At 72.8% G+C, this 22,978-nt stretch carries 21 protein-coding genes and 2 pseudogenes; 13 read left to right on the top strand and 10 right to left on the bottom strand.

Translation table 11 applies throughout. From position 1 onward, the window contains the following. Positions 1 to 51: 51 nt before the first annotated feature. Complete coding sequence (locus tag WJ438_RS34785; protein ID WP_406728729.1) at positions 52 to 1,077, bottom strand: NAD(P)/FAD-dependent oxidoreductase; 1,026 nt, start codon at positions 1,075 to 1,077, stop codon at positions 52 to 54. Between the two features lie 77 nt (positions 1,078 to 1,154). Between WJ438_RS34785 and WJ438_RS34790 the strand changes: the two genes are divergently transcribed. The 6 genes and pseudogenes from WJ438_RS34790 to WJ438_RS34815 all read left to right on the top strand — a co-directional run bounded on the left by WJ438_RS34790 (position 1,155) and on the right by WJ438_RS34815 (position 6,475). Next, positions 1,155 to 1,727, top strand: a complete 573-nt coding sequence (locus WJ438_RS34790; RefSeq protein ID WP_406728730.1) for a helix-turn-helix domain-containing protein — start codon at positions 1,155 to 1,157, stop codon at positions 1,725 to 1,727. A 94-nt stretch (positions 1,728 to 1,821) separates the two neighbouring features. Further along, complete coding sequence (locus tag WJ438_RS34795) at positions 1,822 to 2,799, top strand: NADPH:quinone oxidoreductase family protein (RefSeq protein ID WP_406728731.1); 978 nt, start codon at positions 1,822 to 1,824, stop codon at positions 2,797 to 2,799. Beyond that, on the top strand, positions 2,796 to 3,980 hold the full coding sequence (locus WJ438_RS34800) for an acyl-CoA dehydrogenase family protein (protein ID WP_406728732.1): 1,185 nt from the start codon (positions 2,796 to 2,798) through the stop codon (positions 3,978 to 3,980). Before WJ438_RS34795 ends, WJ438_RS34800 begins: the two co-directional genes overlap by 4 nt. Continuing rightward, the gene (locus WJ438_RS34805; RefSeq protein WP_406728733.1) at positions 3,977 to 5,086 is read left to right on the top strand and encodes an acyl-CoA dehydrogenase family protein; all 1,110 of its coding nucleotides are present in this window, start codon (positions 3,977 to 3,979) and stop codon (positions 5,084 to 5,086) included. Before WJ438_RS34800 ends, WJ438_RS34805 begins: the two co-directional genes overlap by 4 nt. Positions 5,087 to 5,323: 237 nt before the next feature. After that, a pseudogene (locus tag WJ438_RS34810) lies at positions 5,324 to 6,177 on the top strand (phosphatidylinositol-specific phospholipase C/glycerophosphodiester phosphodiesterase family protein). Between the two features lie 103 nt (positions 6,178 to 6,280). Next, positions 6,281 to 6,475, top strand: coding sequence for a hypothetical protein (locus tag WJ438_RS34815; protein WP_406728734.1), 195 nt, complete (start codon positions 6,281 to 6,283; stop codon positions 6,473 to 6,475). Positions 6,476 to 6,525: 50 nt separating this feature from the next. Here the strand turns inward: WJ438_RS34815 and WJ438_RS34820 are convergent, their stop codons facing one another. Further along, positions 6,526 to 6,924 carry a luciferase family protein gene (locus WJ438_RS34820; RefSeq protein WP_406728735.1) on the bottom strand — a complete coding sequence of 133 codons (399 nt, stop codon included), beginning with the start codon at positions 6,922 to 6,924 and terminating at the stop codon, positions 6,526 to 6,528. A gap of 95 nt (positions 6,925 to 7,019) precedes the next feature. Here WJ438_RS34820 and WJ438_RS34825 point away from each other — a divergent pair, with 95 nt between their 5' ends. Beyond that, positions 7,020 to 7,481, top strand: a complete 462-nt coding sequence (locus WJ438_RS34825; protein ID WP_406728736.1) for a DUF4180 domain-containing protein — start codon at positions 7,020 to 7,022, stop codon at positions 7,479 to 7,481. 51 nt (positions 7,482 to 7,532) lie between these two features. On the opposite strand, the gene WJ438_RS34830 is transcribed toward WJ438_RS34825, so the two are convergent. Further along, positions 7,533 to 8,768 (bottom strand): ROK family protein, encoded by a 1,236-nt coding sequence (locus WJ438_RS34830; RefSeq protein ID WP_406728737.1) that lies wholly within the window; start codon positions 8,766 to 8,768, stop codon positions 7,533 to 7,535. Positions 8,769 to 8,834: 66 nt separating this feature from the next. Then, positions 8,835 to 10,295, bottom strand: coding sequence for a xylulokinase (xylB, locus tag WJ438_RS34835; RefSeq protein ID WP_406728738.1), 1,461 nt, complete (start codon positions 10,293 to 10,295; stop codon positions 8,835 to 8,837). A gap of 114 nt (positions 10,296 to 10,409) precedes the next feature. Between xylB and xylA the strand changes: the two genes are divergently transcribed. Together xylA and WJ438_RS34845 are read left to right on the top strand one after the other, a co-directional pair. Further along, the gene (xylA, locus tag WJ438_RS34840; protein ID WP_406728739.1) at positions 10,410 to 11,576 is read left to right on the top strand and encodes a xylose isomerase; all 1,167 of its coding nucleotides are present in this window, start codon (positions 10,410 to 10,412) and stop codon (positions 11,574 to 11,576) included. 217 nt (positions 11,577 to 11,793) lie between these two features. Next, the gene (locus WJ438_RS34845) at positions 11,794 to 12,249 is read left to right on the top strand and encodes a hypothetical protein (RefSeq protein ID WP_406728740.1); all 456 of its coding nucleotides are present in this window, start codon (positions 11,794 to 11,796) and stop codon (positions 12,247 to 12,249) included. A gap of 66 nt (positions 12,250 to 12,315) precedes the next feature. On the opposite strand, the pseudogene WJ438_RS34850 reads toward WJ438_RS34845, so the two are convergent. Beyond that, positions 12,316 to 13,664: pseudogene (locus tag WJ438_RS34850) on the bottom strand (SWF or SNF family helicase). Next, on the bottom strand, positions 13,661 to 16,459 hold the full coding sequence (locus tag WJ438_RS34855) for a DEAD/DEAH box helicase (RefSeq protein WP_406728741.1): 2,799 nt from the start codon (positions 16,457 to 16,459) through the stop codon (positions 13,661 to 13,663). The pseudogene WJ438_RS34850 and the gene WJ438_RS34855 overlap by 4 nt, the downstream one beginning before the upstream one ends. A gap of 444 nt (positions 16,460 to 16,903) precedes the next feature. Here WJ438_RS34855 and WJ438_RS34860 point away from each other — a divergent pair, with 444 nt between their 5' ends. Next, positions 16,904 to 17,086 (top strand): hypothetical protein, encoded by a 183-nt coding sequence (locus WJ438_RS34860; RefSeq protein ID WP_266075280.1) that lies wholly within the window; start codon positions 16,904 to 16,906, stop codon positions 17,084 to 17,086. Between the two features lie 139 nt (positions 17,087 to 17,225). Here WJ438_RS34860 and WJ438_RS34865 read toward each other — a convergent pair whose 3' ends face one another. Further along, a complete protein-coding gene (locus WJ438_RS34865) occupies positions 17,226 to 18,116 on the bottom strand; it encodes a hypothetical protein (RefSeq protein WP_406728742.1) in 891 nt (296 codons plus the stop codon). 241 nt (positions 18,117 to 18,357) lie between these two features. Between WJ438_RS34865 and WJ438_RS34870 the strand changes: the two genes are divergently transcribed. Further along, positions 18,358 to 19,254: an oxygenase MpaB family protein gene (locus WJ438_RS34870; protein WP_406728743.1), complete on the top strand. Its 897-nt coding sequence runs from the start codon at positions 18,358 to 18,360 to the stop codon at positions 19,252 to 19,254. A gap of 21 nt (positions 19,255 to 19,275) precedes the next feature. Here WJ438_RS34870 and WJ438_RS34875 read toward each other — a convergent pair whose 3' ends face one another. Beyond that, a complete protein-coding gene (locus WJ438_RS34875) occupies positions 19,276 to 19,875 on the bottom strand; it encodes a class I SAM-dependent methyltransferase (protein WP_406728744.1) in 600 nt (199 codons plus the stop codon). 91 nt (positions 19,876 to 19,966) lie between these two features. After that, positions 19,967 to 20,395 (bottom strand): PPOX class F420-dependent oxidoreductase, encoded by a 429-nt coding sequence (locus WJ438_RS34880; RefSeq protein ID WP_406728745.1) that lies wholly within the window; start codon positions 20,393 to 20,395, stop codon positions 19,967 to 19,969. A gap of 157 nt (positions 20,396 to 20,552) precedes the next feature. Here WJ438_RS34880 and WJ438_RS34885 point away from each other — a divergent pair, with 157 nt between their 5' ends. After that, complete coding sequence (locus WJ438_RS34885) at positions 20,553 to 20,966, top strand: roadblock/LC7 domain-containing protein (protein WP_406728746.1); 414 nt, start codon at positions 20,553 to 20,555, stop codon at positions 20,964 to 20,966. Between the two features lie 127 nt (positions 20,967 to 21,093). After that, positions 21,094 to 22,098, top strand: coding sequence for a DUF6397 family protein (locus WJ438_RS34890; protein ID WP_406728747.1), 1,005 nt, complete (start codon positions 21,094 to 21,096; stop codon positions 22,096 to 22,098). 1 nt (position 22,099) lies between these two features. Here WJ438_RS34890 and WJ438_RS34895 read toward each other — a convergent pair whose 3' ends face one another. Then, entirely contained in the window at positions 22,100 to 22,966 is an 867-nt protein-coding gene (locus WJ438_RS34895) for an acyl-CoA thioesterase (RefSeq protein WP_406728748.1), read from the bottom strand. Positions 22,967 to 22,978 lie beyond the last annotated feature (12 nt).

A 22,978-nucleotide genomic window follows, 5' to 3' on the forward strand; every position in this document is an offset into this window, starting at 1 on the left:
GGATTCCACACCCGGACGGCCGCGGGAGCCACGGATGTGCGGGAGCTGGGCCTACGAGGTCGCGGCGGTCACGGCGGCGTCCAGATCGGTCATCAGCAGGTCTCCGACGATCGCGGCCGCCGCGCGGTAGCCGCCGCTCGCCGCGTGGACGACCTGTTCGGCGAAGCCGATCGCGTTGCCCGCGGCCCAGACGCCGGGCACCGAGGTCAGGCCCGTCCGGTCGACCACCGGGTACGCGCCGAACGGGGTCTCGGCCAGTTCCGCGCCGAGCCGTTCCAGCAGGCCCGTCCGCGGCACCGGGCGCGGCCCGACGTAGAGCACGGAGCGGGCGTGCACGGAGCCGTCGGCGAGGCGGATGCCGCGGAGCCGGTCGTCCTCGACCACCAGCTCCGCGACCTCGCCGGGCACCACGTCGACGCCGGCCGCGGCCAGTCGCCGCAGGTCCTGGTCGGACAGCTCGTCCTCGGCGACCGTGTGCAGGAAGAGGGCGACGTCCTTGGACCAGCGGGACACCATCAGCGCCTGATGCACGCTCACGGCGCCGGCCGCGAGCACCCCGAACGGCTCGTCGCGCACCTCCCAGCCGTGGCAGAAGGGGCAGTGCAGCACGTCCCGCCCGAACCGCTCGGCGACACCGGGGACGTCGGGCAGCTCGTCCTTCAGCCCGGTGGCCACGATCAGCCGTCGGGCGCGCGTGGTGCGGCCGCCGTCCAGGAGCACCGTGAAGTCCGCGTCGTCGTCCCGGGTCGCGTCCGTCACCCGGCCCCGGACCAGCTCGACGCCGTAGCCCGCGACCTCCTCCCGGCCGGCGGCCAGGAACGCGGCCGGCGACATCCCGTCCCGCGACAGATAGCCCTGCATGTGGGTCGAGGGCGCGTTGCGCGGCTCACCCGCGTCGACGACCAGCGTCCGCAGGCGCGACCGGCCGAGCACCAACGCGGCGGACAGCCCCGCCGCCCCGCCGCCCACGACGACCACGTCGTAGGGCGCGCCGGCCACGCTGCCGTTCCTCTCGGTGCTCTCGGTGCTCTCGGTGGTGTTCTCGGTGTTCTTTGGGCGCCCGCTCTTCTCGGCCATGGTGACCACCTCCACGTCGACCGTGGCCCGAGCGCCACCAGATTGACAAACGCCTTTGCCGATCCTGCAATAACCGTATGACGACCGACGACGTTCTCGCGGATGTGGGCCCCCGGCTGCGGCGGATCAGGAAGGAGCGGGAGGTGACGCTCGCCGCGCTGTCCGAGGCGACCGGCATCTCCGTGAGCACTCTCTCGCGACTGGAGTCCGGACTGCGCAAACCCAGCCTGGAGCTGCTGCTGCCGATCGCCCAGGCCCACCAGGTGCCGCTGGACGAACTGGTCGGCGCGCCGCCGGTCGGTGATCCGCGCATCCGCTCCAAGCCGATTCAGCGCCATGGCCGCACCCACTGGCCGCTCACCCGCCAGCCCGGCGGGCTCCAGGCGTACAAGGTGCTCGAACCGCAGCGCAGGCTTGAGCCGGAACCGCGCACCCACGAGGGCTACGAGTGGCTGTACGTGCTGTCCGGCAGGCTGCGGGTGGTGCTCGGCGAGCACGACGTGGTGCTGGCGGCGGGGGAGGCGGCGGAGTTCGACACGCGCGTGCCGCACTGGTTCGGGTCGACGGGGGAGGGGCCGGTGGAGTTCCTCAGTCTGTTCGGACCACAGGGGGAGCGGATGCACGTACGGGCACGTCCCAGGCGGTCGTGACGTACACGACGGTTCCCTGTCGGCAAGCGACCGCTTAGTATGCGAGGGGCCCGGTAAGGCGAAGACGACGTTCACGGCCCCGTGGAGGCTCCGCATGCAGGCATGGCAAGTGCACGAGATCGGCGAGCCGGGCGAGGTCATGCGCCTCGCGGACGTGGCGCGGCCGGCGTCCGGCGACGGTCAGGTCCTGCTGAAGGTGCGCGCCGCGAACATCAACTTCCCGGACGCGCTGATGTGCCGGGGCCAGTACCAGGTCAGGCCGCCGCTGCCGTTCACCCCGGGCCTGGAGATCTGCGGTGAGACCGAGGACGGGCGCCGGGTGATCGCCAACCCCGCGCTGCCGTACGGCGGGTTCGCCGAGTATGCCGTCGCGGACGCCGCCGCGCTGCGGGACGCCCCGGACGCACTGGACGACGCCGAGTCCGCCGCCCTGCACATCGGTTACCAGACCGGCTGGTTCGGGCTGCACCGCAGGGCCGGTCTGGAGGCCGGTGAGACCCTGCTCGTGCACGCCGCGGCGGGTGGTGTCGGCAGCGCGGCCGTGCAACTGGGCAAGGCCGCGGGCGCCACCGTCATCGGCGTGGTCGGCGGCGCGGCGAAGGCGGCCGTCGCCCGTGAACTGGGCTGCGACATGGTGATCGACCGACGTGAGCAGGACGTCATCGCCGCGGTGAAGGAAGCCACCGGCGGCAGGGGCGCCGACGTGATCTACGACCCGGTCGGCGGTCAGGCCTACGCCCAGTCCGCCAAGGTCGTCGCCTTCGAGGGCCGCATCGTGATCGTAGGCTTCGCCAGTGGCACGATTCCCAGCCCGGCGCTGAACCACGCCCTGGTGAAGAACTACTCGATCCTCGGCCTGCACTGGGGCCTGTACAACACCAAGAACCCCAAGCTGGTCCAGCACTGCCACGAACAGCTCACCGACCTGGCCGCCCGGGGTGCCGTCAAGCCGCTGGTGAGCGAGCGCGTGCCGCTCGCCGGCGCCGCCGACGCCGTGCAGCGGGTCGCGGACGGCGTCACCACCGGACGCGTCGCAGTGCTGCCCGTACCGCGGAACGGAGCCACGGCATGACCGACGCCGTCGAACTGAGGAGTCGTGCCCGGGAGTTGCTGGCCGCCCAGCCCCCCGCCGGCACCGACCGCCTCGACTTCCTGCGCGCCCGCTTCGACGCGGGGCTCGCCTGGGTGCACTACCCCGAGGGGCTCGGCGGACTCGGCGCTGCCCGTTCCCTCCAGGCGGTTGTGGACGCCGAGTTGGAGGCCGCCGGGGCTCCCGACAACGAACCGCGGCGCATCGGCATCGGGCTGGGCATGGCAGCGCCGACGATTCTCCAGTTCGGGACGGAGGAGCAGAAGCGGCGCTTCCTCCGTCCGCTGTGGACCGGCGAGGAGGTCTGGTGCCAGCTGTTCAGCGAGCCGGGCGCCGGATCCGACCTGGCCGCTCTCGGCACCCGGGCGGTCCGCGCGGACGGGGACGACTGGGTGGTCGACGGGCAGAAGGTGTGGACCTCCAGCGCCCATGTCGCCCGCTGGGCCATCCTCATCGCCCGCACCGACCCGGAGGTGCCCAAGCACCGGGGCATCACCTACTTCGTCTGCGACATGACCGACCCCGGTGTCGAGGTGCGGCCGCTGCGTCAGCTCACCGGCGAGGCCGAGTTCAACGAGGTCTTCCTCACCGGCGTCCGCATTCCCGACTTCCGCCGCCTCGGTGAGGTCGGTGACGGCTGGCGGGTGGCGCAGACCACGCTCAACAACGAACGCGTCGCCATCGGCGGCACGCGGCTGCCTCGTGAGGGAGGCATGATCGGCCCGGTCGCGACGACCTGGCGCGAACACCCCGAACTGCGCACCCACGACCTGCACCAGCGCCTGCTGGGGCTCTGGGTGGAGGCCGAGGTCGCCCGGCTCACCGGCGAACGCCTCCGGCAGCGGCTCGCAGCCGGCCAGCCCGGTCCCGAAGGCGCCGGGATGAAGCTGGGCTTCGCCCGCCTCAATCAGCAGATCAGCGGCCTGGAAGTGGAACTCCTCGGGGCGGGCGGCCTGTTGTACGACGATTGGACCATGCGCCGCCCCGAACTGGTCGACTTCACCGGCCGCGGGGCCGGCTACCGCTATCTTCGCTCCAAGGGCAACAGCATCGAGGGCGGGACGAGTGAGGTCCTGCTGAACATCGTCGCCGAACGCGTTCTGGGGCTGCCGGCCGAGCCGCGTACCGACAAGGACGTCGTGTGGAAGGACCTGGCCCGATGAGCCCGACGAGCCCGGAGAATCCGCAGCCCGACCTGCTCTACTCGGAGGAGGAAGAGGCGCTGCGCGCCGCTGTCCGGGATCTGCTCACCGACCGCTGCGACGCGGCCGGGGTGATCTCCCGCGTCGAGTCGGGCACCCCGCACGACCTGGCACTGTGGAAGACGCTCGCCGACGGCATGGGCCTCGCCGGTCTGCTGGTGCCCGAGGAGCGCGGCGGCCAGGGCGCCACACACCGGGAGGCCGCCGTCGTGCTGGAGGAACTGGGGCGTGCTGTCGCCCCCGTGCCCTACCTGACCAGCGCCGTCGTGGCCACCGAGGCGCTGCTGGCCTGCGCGGACGGGGAAGACGTGCTGGCCTCCCTGGCGTCCGCACGCCGGATCGGCGCCCTCGCCGTCGGGCTGCACACCGCCCCCGGCGCGGCCTTCGCCACCGCACGCGCGGCGGACGGCGTACTGCACGGTGAGCTGACCGGCATCGCCGACGCCGCCGTGGCCGACGTGCTGCTCGTACCGGCGGACGACGGCGGGCTGTACGCCGTCGAGGCAGACGCGGTCACCGTCACCCTCACCGGTCAGACGTCCCTGGACCTCACCCGTCCCATCGCCACGGTCGTCCTCGATGGAGCCCCGGGACGCCGGCTGGGCGACGCCGAAGCCGCCGTGCGACGGGCTCAGCGGACCGGAGCCGGACTGCTGGCGTCGGAACAACTAGGGCTCGCCGAATGGGCGTTGAAGGAGACCGTCCGTTATCTGAAGGACCGCAGGCAGTTCAACCGGCCCGTCGGCGGCTTCCAGGCGCTCAAGCACCGGCTCGCCCAGCTGTGGCTGGAGGTCGTCAGTCTCCGCGCGGTCGCCCGCAACGCCGCTGCTGCCCTGTCCGCCGATCAGGACACCGATGTGGCGGTCGCCGTCGCGCAGGCCTATGCGGGACAGGTCGCCGTCCACGCCGCCGAGGAGGCACTGCAACTGCACGCCGGCATCGGTATGACCTGGGAGCATCCGGTCCACCTGTACCTGAAGCGGGCCAAGGCCGACTCGATCGCCTACGGCACGGCGGGCGCCCATCGCGAGGCCCTTGCCGAACTGGTCGACCTCCGAGCTCCCTGACGCCACATCACCTTCAGAACGCGCGCCCGCACCATTCACTCCCCTGGGCACCTTCCGTTCCCGCCGCGTGCGAGAGAGCCCGGCCCCCGAGGGGCGGGCTCTCTCGCACGTCCGGCCATGCCGACGAGGTGAACACGCGACGGCGGATCAGCCAACTCCCTTCATGGCACTGCTCTCTGGGCATGCGGGGACCTCATGCTCCAGAGGCCCCGTACGGCACTCGCAGGGAGGCAGAGCATGGCCCTCACCACCCGCCGCAGAGCCCTCAGCACCACACTCGCGGCCTCGGCCGTCCTGCCGACCGGTCAGGCGCTGGCCGGTGCACAGGCGCACCACCCAAGTCCGTTGTGGCGGGCCCGCGCCCACAACGACTACGCGCACCCGCGCCCCCTCCTCGATGCCCTCGACCACCGATCCGGCAGCGTCGAGGCCGACACCCACCTCGTCGGCGACCAACTCCTCGTCGCGCACGACCCCGAGGACCTCGACCCGTCCCGCACCCTCGAATCCCTCTACCTCGATCCGCTCACCGCCCGCGTGCGGGCCCATCGCGGCTCGGTGGACCGGAGACACCGGGGGCCGTTCCCACTCCTCGTCGACATCAAGACCGAGGGCGCGTCCACGTACCTCGAACTCGACCGTCACCTGCGCCGGTACCGACATCTGTTCACCACCTACGTCAACGGCCGAGTGCTGCCCGGACCGGTCACCACCGTCGTCTCCGGAGATCGCGCGGCCCGCGCGCCCATGGAGGCCCAGCGGGTGCGACGCGCCTTCTACGACGGCCTGCCGGCCGACCTCGGCGGGCCTGCCCGGCCCTCCCTCATCCCGCTGATCAGTGACAACTGGACGCTCAACTTCACCTGACGGGACGTCGGCGCGTTCCCGCCGCCGAGTGCCAAAAACTGCGGGACATCGTGGGCACCGCGCACGCGCGCGGCCGGAGGGTGCGCTTCTGGGCGACCCCGGACCAGCCGGGCCCCGCCCGGGACGCCCTGTGGGGCGAACTGGTCGCCGCTGACGTCGACCACCTCGACACCGACGGCCTCACGGGACTGGAGTCCTTCCTCGGCGCGTACCGCCCGCGGTAGACACCACACGTTCGGAGGACAGGTCAGCCGCCCGGACGAACCCTCCGCTACGCCACACTTACGGCCGAACGCCGCGAAGCGAACGTGGCGGAGGAGGTTGACGATGGCCGTTTCCATCTCTGTGGTGCTGCTGCTCGCGATCCTGGCGGTGATCTTCCTGCGCAACGGCGGACTGAAGCTCTCCCACGCTCTGGTCTGCCTGCTGCTCGGGTTCTATCTGGCCAGTACGAGTCTCGCCCCCACCATTCACAGCGGTCTGACCGCGACGACGGACATCGTCAGCGGCCTGCGGCCGTGAGGCCCTGGCCCGCCGGGCGCTCCAGCCGTGTGGGCCGCCTGCCCGGTGCCTCAGCGTTCGGTCACCGCGTCGCGCGGCAGCACCGTGACCCGGTGAAAATTGCACCCGGCGGTCGTCGGTACGGAGGAGAGGGGCGGTGGGGCCTGATGGGCCTTGAGCGCGACGCTCACCAGGCTCAGCAGCAGGTCGACGTCGGTGGCGCAGTCCAGATGCACCGTCAACCAACTCGACCCCGGGACCAGCTGGATCGCGGTCGAGGCGTTCAGGTCGTAGTGGAAGCGCTGAATGGCGCGGCGGGTCAGGTGGAGGTCGACGTCCCGTTCGGAGTGGAAGTGGACGATCTCTTCGCGCGCGGAGCGGAGGGCCTGGCCGATACCACAACCTGCCTTGCAGACGGTGAGGTCGGGCCAGGTCCGAAGTAGCTCCATGGCTCGCTGCGCCGGTGTCATGGCCTCATAGTGACCCGCTCACCGTGCGGCAACCAGTAGTTGGGCGTTTCGTAATCGATCGGTGAGGCGGCGCACCCCTCACCCATGATCACATCATGACAGGCGACCACCTCGTGACCTCACACGGAGTCCCCGTCCTCGTGTGCGACAAGGACGGACGGAAGCTGAGCGGCGGCGACACCGCCCTCGATCTGATCGGCGACGCCATGGGCTGTCACGCGGACGTGGTGGCCGTCCCGGTCGAACGGGTGGCGGACGACTTCTTCGCGCTGCGCTCGGGCGTCGCCGGGGAGGTCGCGCAGAAGTTCGTCAATTACCGCATCCGCCTGGCGATCGTGGGTGACATCGCCACCCACGTGGCCGGCAGCGACGCCCTCCGCGACTTCGTGCGCGAGGCGAACCGCGGCAACCAGCTCTGGTTCGTGCCCGACCACGACACACTTCAGGAGAGGCTGGCGCGAGGCCAGCCGGCCAGGTCCGCGGCCGCCCCGCGCGCCAGGGACCACGCGCCCGGACCCACCGGCACTCGCACGGATGCGGGTGGCGCGATGAACTGAGGCGGGTGGCGCGCGGTCGACGTGACGGCCCGGTCCGCGAGACAGGTGGGCTCAGGCCCTCCCGGCGACCGCCGCCGGGTCGTCCAGTACTTCCCGGACCACGGAGTGCGCCGCGCCCAGCAGGGGGCCCTCGGGGCCCAGGGCCGATACCGAGACGGGGCAGGCCGGGCCCGCCGTGCGCCGGGCCAGTTCGGAGCGGAGCGAGGGCAGCAGCCAGGGGGCGAGCCCGGACAGCGCGCCCCCCAGCACGACACTCTCCGGGTCCAGGAGATTGACCGCCCCGGTCAGTGCGATGCCGAGCGCCGTTCCCGCGTCGTGCAGGGCGCGCCGTACGGCCGGGTCGCCCTGTTCGGCGCGGCCGGCGAGCAGGCCCACGCGGTCCTCGCCCGGCTCCACACCGGCGGCGCGCAGCACCGCCCCCTCACCGGCGTACTGCTCCAGACAGCCGCGGCCGCCGCACGCGCACTCCGGGCCGTCGGGCCGTACCGGCACGTGCCCCAACTCGCCCGCGAAGCCCCGGGTTCCGCGCAGCAGCCGCCCGTCCACGACCACGGCGGCGCCGATGCCGATCTCGGCCGACACATGGAGGAAGTCGCGTGGCGTGCCCTCGCCGAGCCAGAGTTCGGCCAGTGCGCCGCAGTTGGCCTCGTTGGCCACGGTCAGCGGGAACCGGGCCGGGAGCAGGGCGCCGAGGTCGGTGTCGCGCCAGCCGAGGTTCGGCGCGCGTACGACGGTCCGCGTGTCGCGTGCCACCAGGCCCGGCACGGCCACGGTGAGCCCCGCCGGCCACAGCCCCTCGCCCTCGGCCTCGGCGACGACCCGGAGCAGCAGTTCGGTCAGCTCTTGGAGCACCGGCTCGGGGGAGCGGCCACGGTTCGGGACGTGCCGTACCGCCCGCGCCCGGACCTGTCCCCGCAGATCGACCGCGCACACCGCGAGATGGTCGACGCCGACCTCGGCACCGATTCCGGCCGGACCGCGCCCGCTGACGGCGAGCGCCGAGCCCGGCCGGCCGACGCGTCCCGGTCGCTCGGGGCCCAGTTCCTCCAGCAGGCCCGAGCGGATGAGCTCGTCGACCAGGGTGGACACAGCCGCCCGGGTCAGGCCGATGCGTGAGGCGACGGCGGCCCGGGACAGCGGCCCCTCGGCGCTGACGGTGTGCATCACCCGCGAGAGGTTGCGGCGGCGCATGCCCTGCTGGGTGTCGGGCAGTACCCGTCCCGGACCGGTCGGGAGCGGTACCCGCCCCGGGCCGGCCGGGCGGGCCTCGTGCAGCGGTGCGCTCATGCCTCCGTCAGTCCTCGGTCGGTGCTTTCATGGTGCGGCCGGGGCCGGTGTTCGCCGGCGGAGGCCTCAGTGGGTGTCCGTGCCGCGCTCCAGGAGCGGGGCCGCGTCGGAGAGTACCCCGGCGATCCTGGCCAGCGTCTCCTCGTCCCGCTCCACCGCCTCCAGCACCGGCCCCGCCGCCGTGTCCCAGCGGCGGGCGACCGCGGCCGGGTCCTCCCCGGTGAGCAGACCGGCCGCCTGCGCCGCCGCGCCGAGCGCCACCAACTCCCGCGCCTCGGGCACCTGCACGGACCGTCCCGAGAGCCGTCGTACGGTCTGCTGCCAGGCCGCGCCCCGGGCACCGCCGCCGATCAGCAACAGGGGCGCCGACGGGGCCGCGTCCTCGTCGTTCTCGTCCTCTTCGTCGACCACGCGGTCGAGCGCGCCGAGCAGGGAGTGCACGGCACCGTCGTAGGCGGCCTGGAGCAGCTGACCGCCGGTCGTGTCATGGCGCAGCCCGTGCAGCAGGCCGGACGCGTTCGGGAGGTTGGGGGTGCGCTCGCCGTCGAGGAAGGGCAGGAGCGTGATGCCGCGGCCCGGTTCGACGGCCTCGCGGTCCAGACCCAGCAGGGCCGCGACCCGGTCCACGGCGAGCGTGCAGTTGAGCGTGCAGGCGAGCGGCAGCCAGTCGCCGCGCGCGTCGGCGAAGCCCGCCACGATGCCGGTCGGATCGGCCAGGCGCCGCGACACCGCGTACACCGTGCCCGAGGTGCCGAGGCTCATCACCGGGGTGCCGGGCCGCACACCGAGACCCAGCGCGGCGGCCGCGTTGTCCCCGGTGCCGCACGCCACCAGGGTGCCCTTGGAGAACGGCAGGTCATGGTGCTCGCGCACGGTCCCGGCCACCTCCCCGGGCCGCACGACCCGGGGCAGCAGCGCCGGGTCGAGTCCCACATGCGCGAGGATCTCCTCGTCGTACGTCTCGGGCCCGGAGGCCCACCATCCGGTGCCGGAGGCGTCGCCGCGGTCGGTGGTGCCCTGCCCGGTGAGCCGTCCGGTGAGGTAGTCGTGGGGGAGCCGGACGGCCTTGGTGGCGCGGACCGCGTCCGGCTCGTGCTCCGCCAGCCAGGCCCACTTGGTGACCGTGAACGAGGCGGTCGGCACGCTTCCGGTGCGCTCGGCCCAGAACTTCGCGCCGCCCAGTTCCTCGGTCAGCCGGCGGGTCTGCGGCGCGGAGCGCACGTCGTTCCACAGCAGCGCCGGACGCACCGGCTCGCCCCGTTCGTCCAGCGTGACCAGCCCGTGCTGCTGGCCGCCGATCGACACCGCGGCGGCCTCGTGTGCCGCCTGCCCGCACTGGCGCAGCGCCTCGCACAGGGCGTCCCACCACTGACGCGGATCGCTCTCCCGGCCCGCCCCCGAGGTCACCGTGTGCGGGGCCTGGCCGCTCGCGACGACCCGTCCGGTGGCCACGTCGACGACCAGCGCCTTGGTGGCCTGAGTGGATGTGTCCACGCCGACGACGAGCGGACCCTCGGCTGCTGACATCGGTCTCTCCCTCTTCCGCGGTTCAGCGGGGTGACTCTCTTCCCAGAGACGCTCCTGCATACTAATTTGTAAATCGCCATGACGAAATAGCCCCAGCGAGCAAGGAGCCACGGCATGAACTACCGGCCCACCCCCGAGGACAGGTTCACCTTCGGCCTGTGGACCGTCGGCTGGCAGGGACGCGACCCGTTCGGTGACGCCACCCGACGCGCCCTCGACCCGGCCGAGTCGGTGCGGCGCCTGGCCGAGCTGGGGGCGCACGGCGTCACCTTCCACGACGACGACCTGATCCCCTTCGGCTCGAGCGACAGCGAGCGCGAGGGACACGTCAAGCGGTTCCGGCAGGCGCTGGACGCCACCGGCATGAAGGTGCCGATGGCGACGACCAATCTCTTCACCCACCCGGTGTTCAAGGACGGCGCGTTCACGGCCAACGACCGCGACGTGCGCCGCTACGCGCTGCGCAAGACCATCCGCAACATCGACCTCGCGGTCGAGCTCGGTGCCCAGGTGTACGTGGCCTGGGGCGGCCGCGAGGGCGCCGAGTCCGGCGCGGCCAAGGACGTACGGGTCGCCCTGGAGCGGATGAAGGAGGCCTTCGACCTGCTCGGCGAATACGTCATCGCCCAGGGCTACGACCTCCGCTTCGCCATCGAGCCGAAGCCGAACGAGCCGCGCGGCGACATCCTGCTGCCCACCGTCGGCCACGCCCTCGCGTTCATCGAGCGCCTGGAACGCCCCGAGCTGTACGGCGTCAACCCCGAGGTCGGCCACGAGCAGATGGCCGGGCTGAACTTCCCGCACGGCATCGCGCAGGCGCTGTGGGCGGACAAGCTGTTCCACATCGACCTCAACGGTCAGTCCGGCATCAAGTACGACCAGGACCTCCGGTTCGGCGCCGGTGACCTGCGCGCCGCGTTCTGGCTGGTGGACCTGCTGGAGTCGGCCGGTTACAGCGGCCCCCGGCACTTCGACTTCAAGCCGCCGCGGACCGAGGACCTCGACGGGGTGTGGGCCTCCGCGGCGGGCTGCATGCGCAACTACCTGATCCTCAAGGACCGCGCGGCGGCCTTCCGTTCCGACCCCGAGGTGCAGGAGGCGCTGCGCGCGGCCCGTCTGGACCAGCTGGCGGAGCCCACGGCGGCCGACGGCCTCCAGGCACTGCTCGGCGACCGGTCGGCCTTCGAGGACTTCGACGCCGACACCGCCGCCGCGCGCGGCATGGCCTTCGAGCACCTCGACCAGCTGGCGATGGACCACCTGCTGGGTGCCCGGGGCTGAGCCCCGGGCTTCCCGGGGCCCAGGGGCTCGGAACGGTGTGGGCATGGCCGGTGCGCTGCTTCGCGCGGCGGCCGCGCTCACGCGGGATCACGCGGGATCGCGCGGGTCGGCCTTCGCGCGGAGCACGCCGCGGGCTCGGCGCCCCGGGCCCCGGCTCCGTGCCGAATTCCGTGCGGGACGCTCGCACCAGGGGGCGTCCGAGGCGACCATGGTCGGTATGGCCATGCCACCGGTACCGCCCCCGCCGTCCTATCCGCCTCCGCCCTCCGATTCGCCGCAGGGTCCGCCCGGCGACGGAGGCGGATCGGGACGCGGTCCCGGCGGGCGCAGGAACCTCCTGCTCATCGTGCTCGCGGCGATCATGGCCGTGGCGACCGTCTGCGTGGTCGTGCTGATGGCGTCGGGAGGCGACGACAACTCGCCGGGCAAGGAGCCCGCCGGGAGCAGCACGGGCACCGGCGGCTCGCCCGACCCGTCCCTTGGCATCCCGTCCGAGCTGCCCAGCGGTCTGGAGAGCCTGCTGCCGTCCGGTTTCCCCACCGAGCTGCCGTCGGACTTCCCGAGCGAACTGCCCAGCGGTCTGCCGACCGGTCTGCCGAGCGGCATGCCCAGCAATCTGCCGAGCGGGCTCGAATCACTCCTTCCGTCCCTGGACGAGGCCGGGTTGCGCTGACCCGGCCCGGGCGGCGTACGCGGTGTTTCTCGGGGAGGGCTGCTTCAGAGCTGTTCAAGGGCTGCTTCAGGGCGTTTTCCCGGCGGGGCGCTTCGCCTCCGCCGAGGCCAGGGCCGCCGCCGGGTCCTGGGCGGCGCCTCCCGCCTTGACCCAGCGGCCGCGCTCCTTGCGGTACGGCCACCAGCGGCCGTCGCGTCCCAGCCGCAGCTGGACCGGCGCGCCGACGACGGTCCAGCGGTTGGCGCGGGCCCGGAACACCGGCCGTTCGTCCTCGTCGACCTCGGCCCAGGCCGACTCGAGGGCCGCACGCGCGCGTGCGAGCGCCTCGGCGTCCACCGTCCACTCCTCCTCGAGCACGGCCAGCGCCGCCGTACCACCCTGGCGCCAGGCCCGTACGGCCGCGGCCAGCCCCTCCCGGCCACGCCCCGAGCCGGCGGCGAGCCGGTCCGCCACGGCGCGCGCGGGGTCACCGGCGGCCAGCCGCACCGCGTCCTGCGCCACCGTCGGATCCGGCTCCACCGGCTGCCGTTCATGCCCGTCCCGGATCGCCTCCGCGAGCAGACGACGGGCCTGTGCGGAGGTCCGCGCGGCGAGGAACTCCAGGGCGGACGGGTCGATTCCGGAGGGGGCGGCCCGTCCGTGTCCAGCGACGGCGGCACCCCCGGCTCCGCGAGGGGCGGGGGAACGCCGGGCAGCTCCGGCCGGATGCCGCCCGCCCCGAACGCCTCGACCGCGTCCACACCCTCCGGCCGGGACTGCTGCCCCGCGCGCGCCCCGGCACGCGACTGGAGGGCGTCCAGCAGAGCCCGTTCACCGCGTCCCCGCACCAGGAGCAGGACGAACGGGTCCTGGTCCAGCAGCCGGGCCACCTGGTAGCAGAGCGCCGCCGTGTGACCGCAGTGGTCCCAGGCCCCGCAGCCGCACTCCGGCTCCAGATCGCCCAGGCCCGGCAGCAGTTCGACCCCGGCCGGCTCCGCGTCCTCCACCAGATGCGGCGGGATCTCCCGGTCGAGCAGCGCCGCCACATGTCCGGCCCGTTCGACGGCCATGCCCAGAAAACGGTCCCACTGCTCGTCGGCCAGCTCCTGGAGCAAGACGTCCGCCCGGTGTGCCGTGCGGTCGCGGTCCTGCACGACGGCCGTGATGCGGCCCGGTCGCACGGACACCGCGCCGACCGCTCCCGCGCGGGCGAGCCTGCGGCCCGCCTTGAGCTGGTGGGAGTCCAGGGCCGTGCCCTCCAGCGCCGTCAGCCAGGCCCGGCCCCACCAGGTCTGCGCGAAACCACGCCCCCGCGCGGGAGGCAGTGCGGCGAACGTCCGCTCCGTCCCGGCGACTTCACCGTCAGCCGTATCACCATCGGTGTCGTAACCGTCAGTGTCGTAGCCGTCGGTCTCTTCACCGTCGTACCGGCTCATCGCGCTCCCCCTCGCAGCTCCACCAGATCCGCCAGTTCCGCGTCCGTCAGCTCGGTGAGCGCAGCCTCCCCGGAGCCGAGCACCGCGTTTGCCAGTTCGCTTTTGCGGGCCAGCAGTTCGGCGATGCGGTCCTCGATCGTGCCCTCGGCGATCAGCCGGTGCACCTGCACCGGCCGGGTCTGGCCGATCCGGTACGCGCGGTCCGTCGCCTGCGTCTCGACGGCGGGGTTCCACCAGCGGTCGTAGTGCACGACATGCTCGGCTCGGGTGAGGTTCAGCCCCGTGCCCGCCGCCTTCAACGACAGCAGGAAGACCGGGACCTCGCCGTCCTGGAAACGCCGCACCATCGCCTCGCGCTCGGCCACCGGCGTGCCGCCGTGCAGGAACTGCGACGGCACGCCCCGCGCGGCGAGGTGGCGCTCCAGAAGCCGGGCCATCCGCACGTACTGCGTGAAGACCAGCACCCCGGCCTCTTCGGCGAGTACCGTGTCGAGGAGCTCGTCCAGCGACTCCAGCTTCCCGGAGCGCCCCGCGATCGCCGGGCGGTCCTCCTTGAGGAACTGCGCCGGGTGGTTGCAGATCTGCTTGAGCCCGGTCAGCAGTTTCACGATCATTCCCCGTCGCGCCATGCTGTCGGTGCCGGAGATCTCGGCGAGGGCTTCCCGTACCACGGCCTCGTACAGTCCCGCCTGCTCCTGGGTGAGCGACACCGGGTGGTCGGTCTCCGTCTTCGGCGGCAGCTCGGGCGCGATTCCCGGGTCCGACTTGCGGCGGCGCAGCAGGAACGGCCGTACCAGCCGGGCCAGCCGCTCCGCCGCGGCGGGGTCCTGCCCGCCCTCCACAGCGTCCGCGTACCGCCTGCGGAAGGTGCCCAGCCGGCCGAGCAGGCCGGGCGTCGTCCAGTCCAGGATGGCCCACAGTTCCGAGAGATTGTTCTCCACGGGTGTGCCGGTGAGCGCCACGCGCGCGCGTGCGCCGATGGAACGCAGCTGCCGGGCCGTCGCCGCGTACGGGTTCTTCACGTGCTGGGCCTCGTCGGCGACGACCATTGCCCAGGACACTTCGGCGAGCCGGGTGGCGTCCAGGCGCATGGTGCCGTACGTGGTGAGCACGAACTCGCCTTCGGCCAGGTCGTCCAGCGAGCGCCGCGCACCGTGGAAGCGGCGTACCGGGGTACCGGGCGCGAACCGTTCGATCTCCCGCTGCCAGTTGCCCATCAGGGAGGTCGGGCACACCACGAGGGTGGGCCCGGCGGACGCGGGGTCGGACTGCCGGTGCAGATGCAGGGCGATCAGGGTGATGGTCTTGCCGAGGCCCATGTCGTCGGCGAGGCAGCAGCCCAGGCCCACGGACGTCATGTGGGCCAGCCAGTCCAGCCCGCGCCGCTGGTAGTCCCGCAGCGTGGCGGCGAGGGCCGGCGGCTGTGCGACGGGCTCCTGGGCCCCGGGGTCGGAGAGCCGGTCCCGCAGGGTCGCCAGCCAGCCGGTGGGCCGCACCTCGAACCGGTGGCCGTCCACCTCCACCGAGCCGGCCAGGGCGGCCCCGAGCGCGTCGACGGGCGTCACCTTGTGGTCCTGGCGCGCGCGGGCGCGGAGCACCTCCTGAGGGTCGATCAGCACCCACTGGTCACGCAGCCGCACGACAGGACGCTTCACCTCCGCGAGCCGGTCCAGCTCCGCGCGCGTGAGCTGCCGGTCGCCCAGGGCGAACGACCAGTCGAAGGCGAGCAGTGCGTCGGCCGACAGGAAGGACGGTCTCTGAGAGGCGCCCGCGACGTCGGGCCGCCCGGGGGCCCACTCGTCGTCAGCGGGACCGATCTCCGCGCGGGTGGTCAGTTCGCGGGTCAGCTCCCTCGGCCAGTGCACGTCGACGCCCGCGCCGGCGAGCGCCCTGATGCCCTCTCCGAGGAGCTCGGTGACCTCCTCGTCGGCGATTTCCACCGCGTCCGGCACGGTCGCCGACAACAGGGGTGTGAGCGGGGACCAGGCACGGGCGGCGCGGCGGAGCGCGAGCAGCGTGTCCATCCGGGCGCGCGGTCCGAAGCCGCCGTCAGAGCCGCCAGAGGCTCCGGCCCACACGTCGGTGGCGTCCGCGACGAGTGCGGGGTCGCTCACACTGTGCACCTGGAGCACCACTCGGAACGTGGCGTCCGCACCGTCGCCGTCCACGGCGTCGTCGTTCCGGGTGTCCGACGGCGCCGTCAGGTCCGTGAGCTCCGTCAGGTCCGTGAGGCCGTGCACCTCGACGCGCAGCGACAGACGTACGCCGGCGTCGTGGCCCGCGGCGACGTCGGCGGCCCAGTCGCGCAGTTCGGGCAGGTGCTGTCGCTGCGGTACCGCGTAGGCGGAGGTGCCGGTGACGAGGGGGGCGGCGGGGGTGCGGGGCAGGGTGTCGGCGACCGCGTCGAGGAAGGCGCGCAGCAGCCGTTCGGGATCGGGCAGGCGCAGTGGCCCCGGGCCGTCGACCGGCAGGGCGTGCGCCTCGGGCGGCATCGCGGCGGCCAGCCGGCGCACCGCTTCGACGTCCTCCGCGTCCAGCGGCCCCGCGCGCCAGGCGTCGTGGCCGGTCGGGGACAGTCCCGGCAGCAGCAGACCGCGCGCCACCAGGCCCAGGGCGTGCACCGCGGCAGTGCCCCAGAACACGGCGGCCGGGTGTCCTTCCTCGCGCGCCCGTGCCCGGGTGAGGACGGGCAGCGCGGCGCGCACCGGCAGCAGCACCGCCGGGACGCTCACCGCCTCCACCCCGGCGTCGCCGGGAACGACCACGGTCAGCTCCTCGGCCGACGCCGCGTCCATGGCAGGGGGAGCCGACCCGTCGGGTCGCCAGAAGGCGACCCGGCCGGTGCGGGCCGGGTCACCGGGTACGAATACGGCTGAGCAACGGGCCAGCTCGGCGTACTGAGCCGGAGCGTGCGGCGGGGGAGTCGTCTGCGCAACGATGACGGATTCCTTGTTTCATCGATTCATCAAACTTGACTAGTGATGTCGGAGTCGCCGACGGTACAGCAAGGCCGGGGACGACCGGGTATGCCTGGGCGGTGAACTGGGTCACCATGGACGCGCGGTCGCACTTCGTCCCAAAATGTCGATGAGTCGATGAGTGAATAAGTTGATGGCGGCCCTCAGGGAAGCTTAGGGGTCGAACCTCAGGGACGTCTCAGGGTCGCGGTCGGAACCGCCGCAGGCGCGGGTCCGTTTTCACTACAGAGAGCGGCAACAGCCGCGAAGGAGGCGACACTCATGTCGAAGAACGCCAAGATCGCCGCAGGAGGTGTGGCGGCCGGGCTCATCCTGCTCATCTGGCTGCCCTGGTGGGCGGCGCTTCTGATAATCCTGGGAGTTCCGGCCGCCGCGTACCTCGCCCTGGACCCTTCACAGCGGAGCCGGCTGCGTCGTGTCTCGCGCAAGGAGCTGGGCCGCTGAGGCCGGTGGGACACGTCCGGCGGGCCGGGACCGGGGCAGGCCCGGACCCTGGGCTGACCCGGCCCCACCGCATCTCTGTCCCAGCGTCGTCCAGCGAGCACGAGTCGACGAACGGCGCCTGCGGCGCCGCCCGCGCGGTTCAGAGCGGCCGTACGGCGATCTTGTCGAGGCCCTCCAGGAGGCCCGGCAGTTCCGGCCCCCTGCCCACCGGGAGGATCTCGCCGGGTTCGTCGTCGAGCAGGACGAACGCGATGTCGTCGGTCCTGGCCACGAGGGACCAGCCGGGTCCGTCGGCACGCAGTGTGCGCGCGTCGCCAGGGGCGAAGGACGAGCGGACCCGGCCGAGCGGCGGCGGCGAGGCGACGTAGGCACGCGCCTCCGCCAGAACGCGCCGGATACCGCTGTGGCCCGGTCGGCCGGTCGGGCCCTCGGACCCGGCGCCGTCCTTGGACAGGTCATCCCCGGGCGGGCCGTCCTCGACGGCCCCTTCGGCGCCGTCGGAGGGGCCCCCGGAGCCGCCCGCAGCCGGAAACTCCGTGTCGTCGACCTGCTCCCGCCAGACCGCCCACCGGAGCGCGATCTCGTCGGCGCCCAGGCGCCGCTGTGCCGGTCCCCAGGAGCCGGAATCGGGAGGCGTCAGCGCGGGCCCGTCGGTCGTATCAGGGTCCGGATCGTGCGGCGCGGGTACGTTCGGCGCCGCCACGGCGACCGCGAGGGGCCAGCCCGGCAGCGCGGCGACGACCGTGCGCTCGTCCGGCGACAGCTCGTGCTCCATGCCGCAGTCCCAGGAAGCGATCGCGACGGCGACCAGCGAGACGTCGTCGACGACGACGGTCCACCGGGCGCCCTTGCCGTCCTGCCCGAGCACAAGCCCATACCCGTCGGCGAGCGGGGCGAGACCGAGCACCGCGCACGCCTCCGGATAGTCGTCGCCCAGCACACTCGGGAACTTCGCCGGCGTCAGCAGCGCCGCCGTGAGCACATAGAGCGCGTCGTCCGCGGCGGCGGCTTCCTCGTCCGTCCCGGCCATGCCGGCCTCCCCGTCGTTTCGTTCACCGGCGCGCACCCTAATCCGACCCCGAGTCCCTTGTCACGACCTCGAGGCCCTGCCCGGAGCGGCGGCTTTCCACCCGGACGGGGCGAATCGGTCGCCCGCTGCCACGCGGGCGCGCCCTCGGACGCCCAGGCGGGCCGTCATGGCCCTCACTTCTCGTACCCCACCCCTCACGCAAAGTAGAGTGGGGAGTCCGGCGGCAGGAGGGGGCGGTGCGGTGAAGCGCTTCGAACGACTGGAACGCATCCGGCGGATGGACCCGCGCCGGGACGCCACGGAGATCTACCGCCTGAGCGCGGCATACGAATTCCCCTGGGACTTCACCCGGTCGCTCGAACTCGCCCTGTACCGCACGTACGCCGTTCCCCGCATCGGCCGTCTGCTCGCCGAGACCTCGGAGCTCACGGACCGCGCCCAGAAGCGCTACGACGACACCTCGCTCCTCCTGGACGCCGTCGTCGAGCACGGATTCGGCAGCGACCGGGGCCGGACCGCGATCCGCCGCATCAACCGGATGCACCGCGGCTATGACATCCCCAACGACGACATGCGATACGTCCTGTGCACGTTCGTCGTGATGCCCAAGCGGTGGATCGACGCCTACGGGTGGCGCAGGATGTCGCGGCACGAGGCCGTCGCCAGTGCCGTCCACTACCAGACACTCGGGCGGCACATGGGCATCCAGGGCATCCCCGGGTCCTATGAGGAGTTCGAGAGTTGCCTCGACTCCTACGAAGAGGCCCACTTCGGCTGGGACGAGGGCGCGCGCCGGGTCTCGGACGCCACGCTCGGTCTCATGACCTCCTGGTACCCGCGCCCGCTCGCCCCGCTGCTGCGCACCGCCACACTCGCCCTGCTCGACGACCCTCTCCTGCGGGCTTTCCGGTACACCCCGCCGAGCGCCGCCACACGCGCGTGCGTACGCCGCGCGGTGCGGCTGCGCGGCCGCGCGGTCCGGTTGCTGCCGCCCCGGCGCGCCCCGCACTTCGCCCGGCAGAACTGGGAGATCAAGAGCTACCCGAACGGCTACCGGCTGGAAGATCTGGGCACCCACCCGGTTCCCGGCCTCGGCGGCCGCCCGGTGCGGTACCCGGACACCACGCCCGCCGACTGAGCGCCGGGGCAGCCGAAGAGGTCAGTCCTCCCGGACGGCCAGCGCCAGGAACCGCGCGTCCTCATCGGCGTACGACGTCATGCGCCAGCCCGAACCTGCCAGCAGCGGACGGAGGTTGTGCTCCACGCGGAGATCGTCCGGGGTGATCGAGCGGCCCTGGCGCGCGGCGAGCGCGGCCCTGCCGATCGGGTGGAACAACGCGAGCACCCCACCGGGACGCACCACCCGCGCCAGCTCACGGAGATTTTCGGCCGGGTGGGGCAGGTGTGCGATGAGGCCCGCCGCGAACACGGCGTCGAGCGAATCCGAGCGCAGGGGCAGCGCGGCGACGTCGGTGAGCAGCAGTGTGCCGTCGCCGTCCCGTCCGGTGGCCGCGGCCTCCCGCAGCATGGCCGGCGTCAGATCCGCCCCGAGGACCGTTCCCGAGGAGCCCACCGCGGCACGCAGCGGCGGCAGGGCCCGTCCGGTGCCACAGCCCGCGTCGAGCACCCGGTCGCCCTCGCACAGCCCGAGGTCGGCGACCGCGGCCGCGTAGGCCGGACCGTCGTCGGGGAAACGACGGTCCCAGTCGGCGGCACGCGCGGTGAAGAACTCCTGGACGTGTGTGTGGTCGTCGCTCATGTCCTGCATGATCCCCCACCGGACGGGGCCCGGACCACACCGTCCGGGCGTCGTGGGGGCTCACCCCCCGGGCGCCGCACGGCACGACTGATCAGGCCGCGACGCCCTTCTCCGACAGGACCTTCTCGATGGCGATCCGGACGAGGAGTTCGCCCGGTACGCCGTTGCGCGCACCGAACTCAGCGGCGCGGTCCTGGCCCATGTACCGCGTGGCGATCCGGGTGGCCCAGCGCACCAGCTCCTCGGGGCCCTCCGCGATCTGCGCCCGACCGCGCAGCACCACGAAGTCGAACGGCGGCCGGTCGTCGTCCACGCACAGGGCCACCCGCCCGTCACGGGCCAGGTTGCGTCCCTTCACCGTCTCTTTGCCGGTGTTGAACACCACGTCGTCCCCGTCCAGCACGAACCAGATCGGCATCACGTGCGGACTGCCGTCGGCGCGCACGGTGGAGAGCTTGCCGGTGCGGGTTCCGCGCGAGACGAACTCGCGCCACTCTTCGTCGGTCATCTTCTGCCCCATGGCTCCTGTCCTCCTTGCCCGGCGCCCGGTCGTGGGGAAGGCTGGCCAAGGGGATCTCCCCGTCAGGGGACACACCGCACGGGGGAAGCGAACGGAAGGGCTCACGGACAGGACCACGAGAACCGTCACGGGGAAGAGCAAGGGGGAGATTCGCGAAATGACGCAAAATCGGGGACTCGACTGGCTGCTGGACGACCTGACCCAGCGTGTCGAGCAGGTGCGGCACGCCCTGGTCCTGTCCAACGACGGACTGGTGACCGGGACGAGCACGGGACTGCGCCGCGAGGACGCGGAGTACCTGGCGGCCGTGTCGTCCGGACTGCACAGCCTCGCCAAGGGATCCGGACAGCACTTCGGTGCGGGCGGAATGCGCCAGACGATGATTGAGTTCGACGACGCCATGCTCTTCGTCACCGCGGCCGGCGCCTGCAGCTGCCTGTGCGTGCTCAGTGGGGCCGAGGCCGACATCGGACGGGTCGCCTACGAGATGACCCTCCTGGTCAACCGGGTCGGAGAACATCTGGACGTGGACGCCCGCCGACCGGGCTCCAACGGTCTCACAGGGAACTGACCTGCACGTTCGTCGACCTCTGCGGAGTTATCCACAAGCATGTCACGAAGAGTGATGGATCGGTTACGGTTTTCTCCGGGTCGGCGCACACCGCGTCAGCCGTGCACACTCCACGGGGGAGACGAGCATGTCCGCGCACACCGCCACGCACGCCATCACGACGACCACGCCCGCCAGGACCACTACACCTACCGCGACCGCCTCGGCCGGGCCGCCTGCCGGGCCTGGCGCCGGCGGGAATCGCGCAGCACCCGACGGCTGGGTCACGACAAGCCGTGCGGCACGGGAACTCGGCCTCAACCGGAGCGAGTTCGCCCTCGCCGTGGACCTCGGTCGCATCCGCACCGCCCCCGGCGAGCGGGGAGCCGGCCGCCGGGTCGACCGGGCCGAACTCGAACGGCTCCTCGCCCGACCCGGCCACCCGACGGCCCTGCGCGAGAGCGTCAGGGCCGTCGGCACCACGGAGGGCGCGCTGCTCATGGGGGTGACGAAGGCCCGGTTCACGTGGCTGGCGCGGCTGGGACTGCTGGTCCCCGCGAAGTTCTCCCTCAACCGCTACCGCGCCGTGGTCTGGCTCTATCTCGCCGAGGACCTACGGCAGTTCACGGCCGACGAGAAGAACACCCCGCTGCTGAGGGGCCGCACTCCCGAGCACCTCAGGGGACAGCTCGACACAGGCCTCGACCTGCGGGCCCGCAACTGGCGCAACCGCCGCCTGGGAATCCTGCTCCGCCGAACCACCGACCCGTGGTCCCGTGCCGGTGCCGTCGCGTCCCTGCTCGACCCGCCGCGCATCTCCGACGTCGTCAAGGACCCCGACGAGCGCTCCCACCTCGACCGGTTCCGCCCGGAGTGGCCCTCCCACGGCGCCCCGGGCTCACCTGCCGCCGTCCTCGCGGAGTCCCTCATGACGGCTCAGGACCCCGACGAGATCGCCTGGCTTCAGGCGGACCTCGTACGGCTGCTGGCCGAGGCCCGGGAACACCGGTCGGCGCCCCGTCCCGCACCTACCCGTGCACGACGCCGCCCCGCACCCGCCCGACAGGCCCTCGGGGAGCCCGCGCGGCCGTGCGGGGCGTTCCGCGCACTGCTAGGCCGGTGGCGCGGCAGAAGCCGGCGACCGGCCCGCTGACCTACAACGCCCGGAACAGCCCCTCCTGGACGACGGACACCAGCATCCGCCCCGCACGGTCGTAGATCCGCCCGCGGGCCAGCCCTCGCCCGCCCGTGGCGATCGGCGACTCCTGGTCGTACAGGAACCACTCGTCCGCACGGAACGGGCGGTGGAACCACATGGCGTGGTCCAGCGACGCCATGTCGAAACCGCGCGGACCCCACAGCGGTTCCACCGGGATCCGGACGGCGTCCAGCAAGGTCATGTCGCTGGCGTAGGTCAGGGCGCACGTGTGCACCAGCGGATCGTCGCCGAGCGGGCCGACCGCGCGCATCCACACGGCGCTGCGCGGCTCGGCGTCCTTGACGTCGTCCCCGTTCCAGCGCAGCCGGTCCACGTAGCGGATGTCGAAGGGCTGGCGGCGGGCCATCCGCTCCAACTGCTCCGGCAACGTGCCCAAATGCGCGCGGATCTCGTCCGTGACCGTCGGCAGCGACTCGGGGTCCGGGACCGCGCGGGCCGGCGGCAGCTGGTGCTCGAAACTCCCCTGTTCAGGTTTGTGGAAGGAAGCGGTGAGATTGAAGATCGTGCGCCCCTGCTGCACGGCGGTGACCCGGCGGGTCGTGAACGACCGCCCGTCCCGCACCCGTTCCACCTCGTACACGATCGGCACCCCGGGGCGCCCCGGGCGCAGGAAGTACGCGTGCAGCGAGTGCACGGGGCGGTCGCCCTCGGTGGTGCGGCCCGCGGAGACCAGGGCCTGGCCGGCCACCTGGCCCCCGAAGACCCGCTGCAGCGACTCCTGCGGACTGCGGCCCCGGAAGATGTTGACCTCGATCTGCTCCAGGTCGAGCAGGTCGACGAGGCTCTCGGTCGGGTTCGTCATGGGAGGAACGCT

Origin of the sequence: Streptomyces sp. GD-15H (assembly GCF_045291515.1) — a bacterium.
Classification (GTDB): Bacteria; Actinomycetota; Actinomycetes; order Streptomycetales; family Streptomycetaceae; genus Streptomyces.

Excerpts from the sequence above, each read along its gene's own strand:
- WJ438_RS34805 (WP_406728733.1), top strand. The coding sequence starts at position 3,977 with ATGAGCCCGACGAGCCCGGAGAATCCGCAGCCCGACCTGCTCTACTCG.
- WJ438_RS34795 (WP_406728731.1), top strand. The coding sequence starts at position 1,822 with ATGCAGGCATGGCAAGTGCACGAGATCGGCGAGCCGGGCGAGGTCATG.
- WJ438_RS34785 (WP_406728729.1), bottom strand. The coding sequence starts at position 1,077 with ATGGCCGAGAAGAGCGGGCGCCCAAAGAACACCGAGAACACCACCGAG.
- WJ438_RS34865 (WP_406728742.1), bottom strand. The coding sequence starts at position 18,116 with ATGGCCGGGACGGACGAGGAAGCCGCCGCCGCGGACGACGCGCTCTAT.
- WJ438_RS34895 (WP_406728748.1), bottom strand. The coding sequence starts at position 22,966 with ATGACGAACCCGACCGAGAGCCTCGTCGACCTGCTCGACCTGGAGCAG.
- WJ438_RS34815 (WP_406728734.1), top strand. The coding sequence starts at position 6,281 with ATGGCCGTTTCCATCTCTGTGGTGCTGCTGCTCGCGATCCTGGCGGTG.
- xylA (WP_406728739.1), top strand. The coding sequence starts at position 10,410 with ATGAACTACCGGCCCACCCCCGAGGACAGGTTCACCTTCGGCCTGTGG.
- WJ438_RS34820 (WP_406728735.1), bottom strand. The coding sequence starts at position 6,924 with ATGACACCGGCGCAGCGAGCCATGGAGCTACTTCGGACCTGGCCCGAC.
- WJ438_RS34860 (WP_266075280.1), top strand. The coding sequence starts at position 16,904 with ATGTCGAAGAACGCCAAGATCGCCGCAGGAGGTGTGGCGGCCGGGCTC.
- WJ438_RS34825 (WP_406728736.1), top strand. The coding sequence starts at position 7,020 with ATGACAGGCGACCACCTCGTGACCTCACACGGAGTCCCCGTCCTCGTG.
- WJ438_RS34845 (WP_406728740.1), top strand. The coding sequence starts at position 11,794 with ATGGCCATGCCACCGGTACCGCCCCCGCCGTCCTATCCGCCTCCGCCC.
- WJ438_RS34875 (WP_406728744.1), bottom strand. The coding sequence starts at position 19,875 with ATGAGCGACGACCACACACACGTCCAGGAGTTCTTCACCGCGCGTGCC.
- WJ438_RS34830 (WP_406728737.1), bottom strand. The coding sequence starts at position 8,768 with ATGAGCGCACCGCTGCACGAGGCCCGCCCGGCCGGCCCGGGGCGGGTA.
- WJ438_RS34885 (WP_406728746.1), top strand. The coding sequence starts at position 20,553 with ATGACGCAAAATCGGGGACTCGACTGGCTGCTGGACGACCTGACCCAG.
- xylB (WP_406728738.1), bottom strand. The coding sequence starts at position 10,295 with ATGTCAGCAGCCGAGGGTCCGCTCGTCGTCGGCGTGGACACATCCACT.
- WJ438_RS34890 (WP_406728747.1), top strand. The coding sequence starts at position 21,094 with ATGTCCGCGCACACCGCCACGCACGCCATCACGACGACCACGCCCGCC.
- WJ438_RS34855 (WP_406728741.1), bottom strand. The coding sequence starts at position 16,459 with ATGGACGCGGCGTCGGCCGAGGAGCTGACCGTGGTCGTTCCCGGCGAC.
- WJ438_RS34800 (WP_406728732.1), top strand. The coding sequence starts at position 2,796 with ATGACCGACGCCGTCGAACTGAGGAGTCGTGCCCGGGAGTTGCTGGCC.
- WJ438_RS34880 (WP_406728745.1), bottom strand. The coding sequence starts at position 20,395 with ATGGGGCAGAAGATGACCGACGAAGAGTGGCGCGAGTTCGTCTCGCGC.
- WJ438_RS34790 (WP_406728730.1), top strand. The coding sequence starts at position 1,155 with ATGACGACCGACGACGTTCTCGCGGATGTGGGCCCCCGGCTGCGGCGG.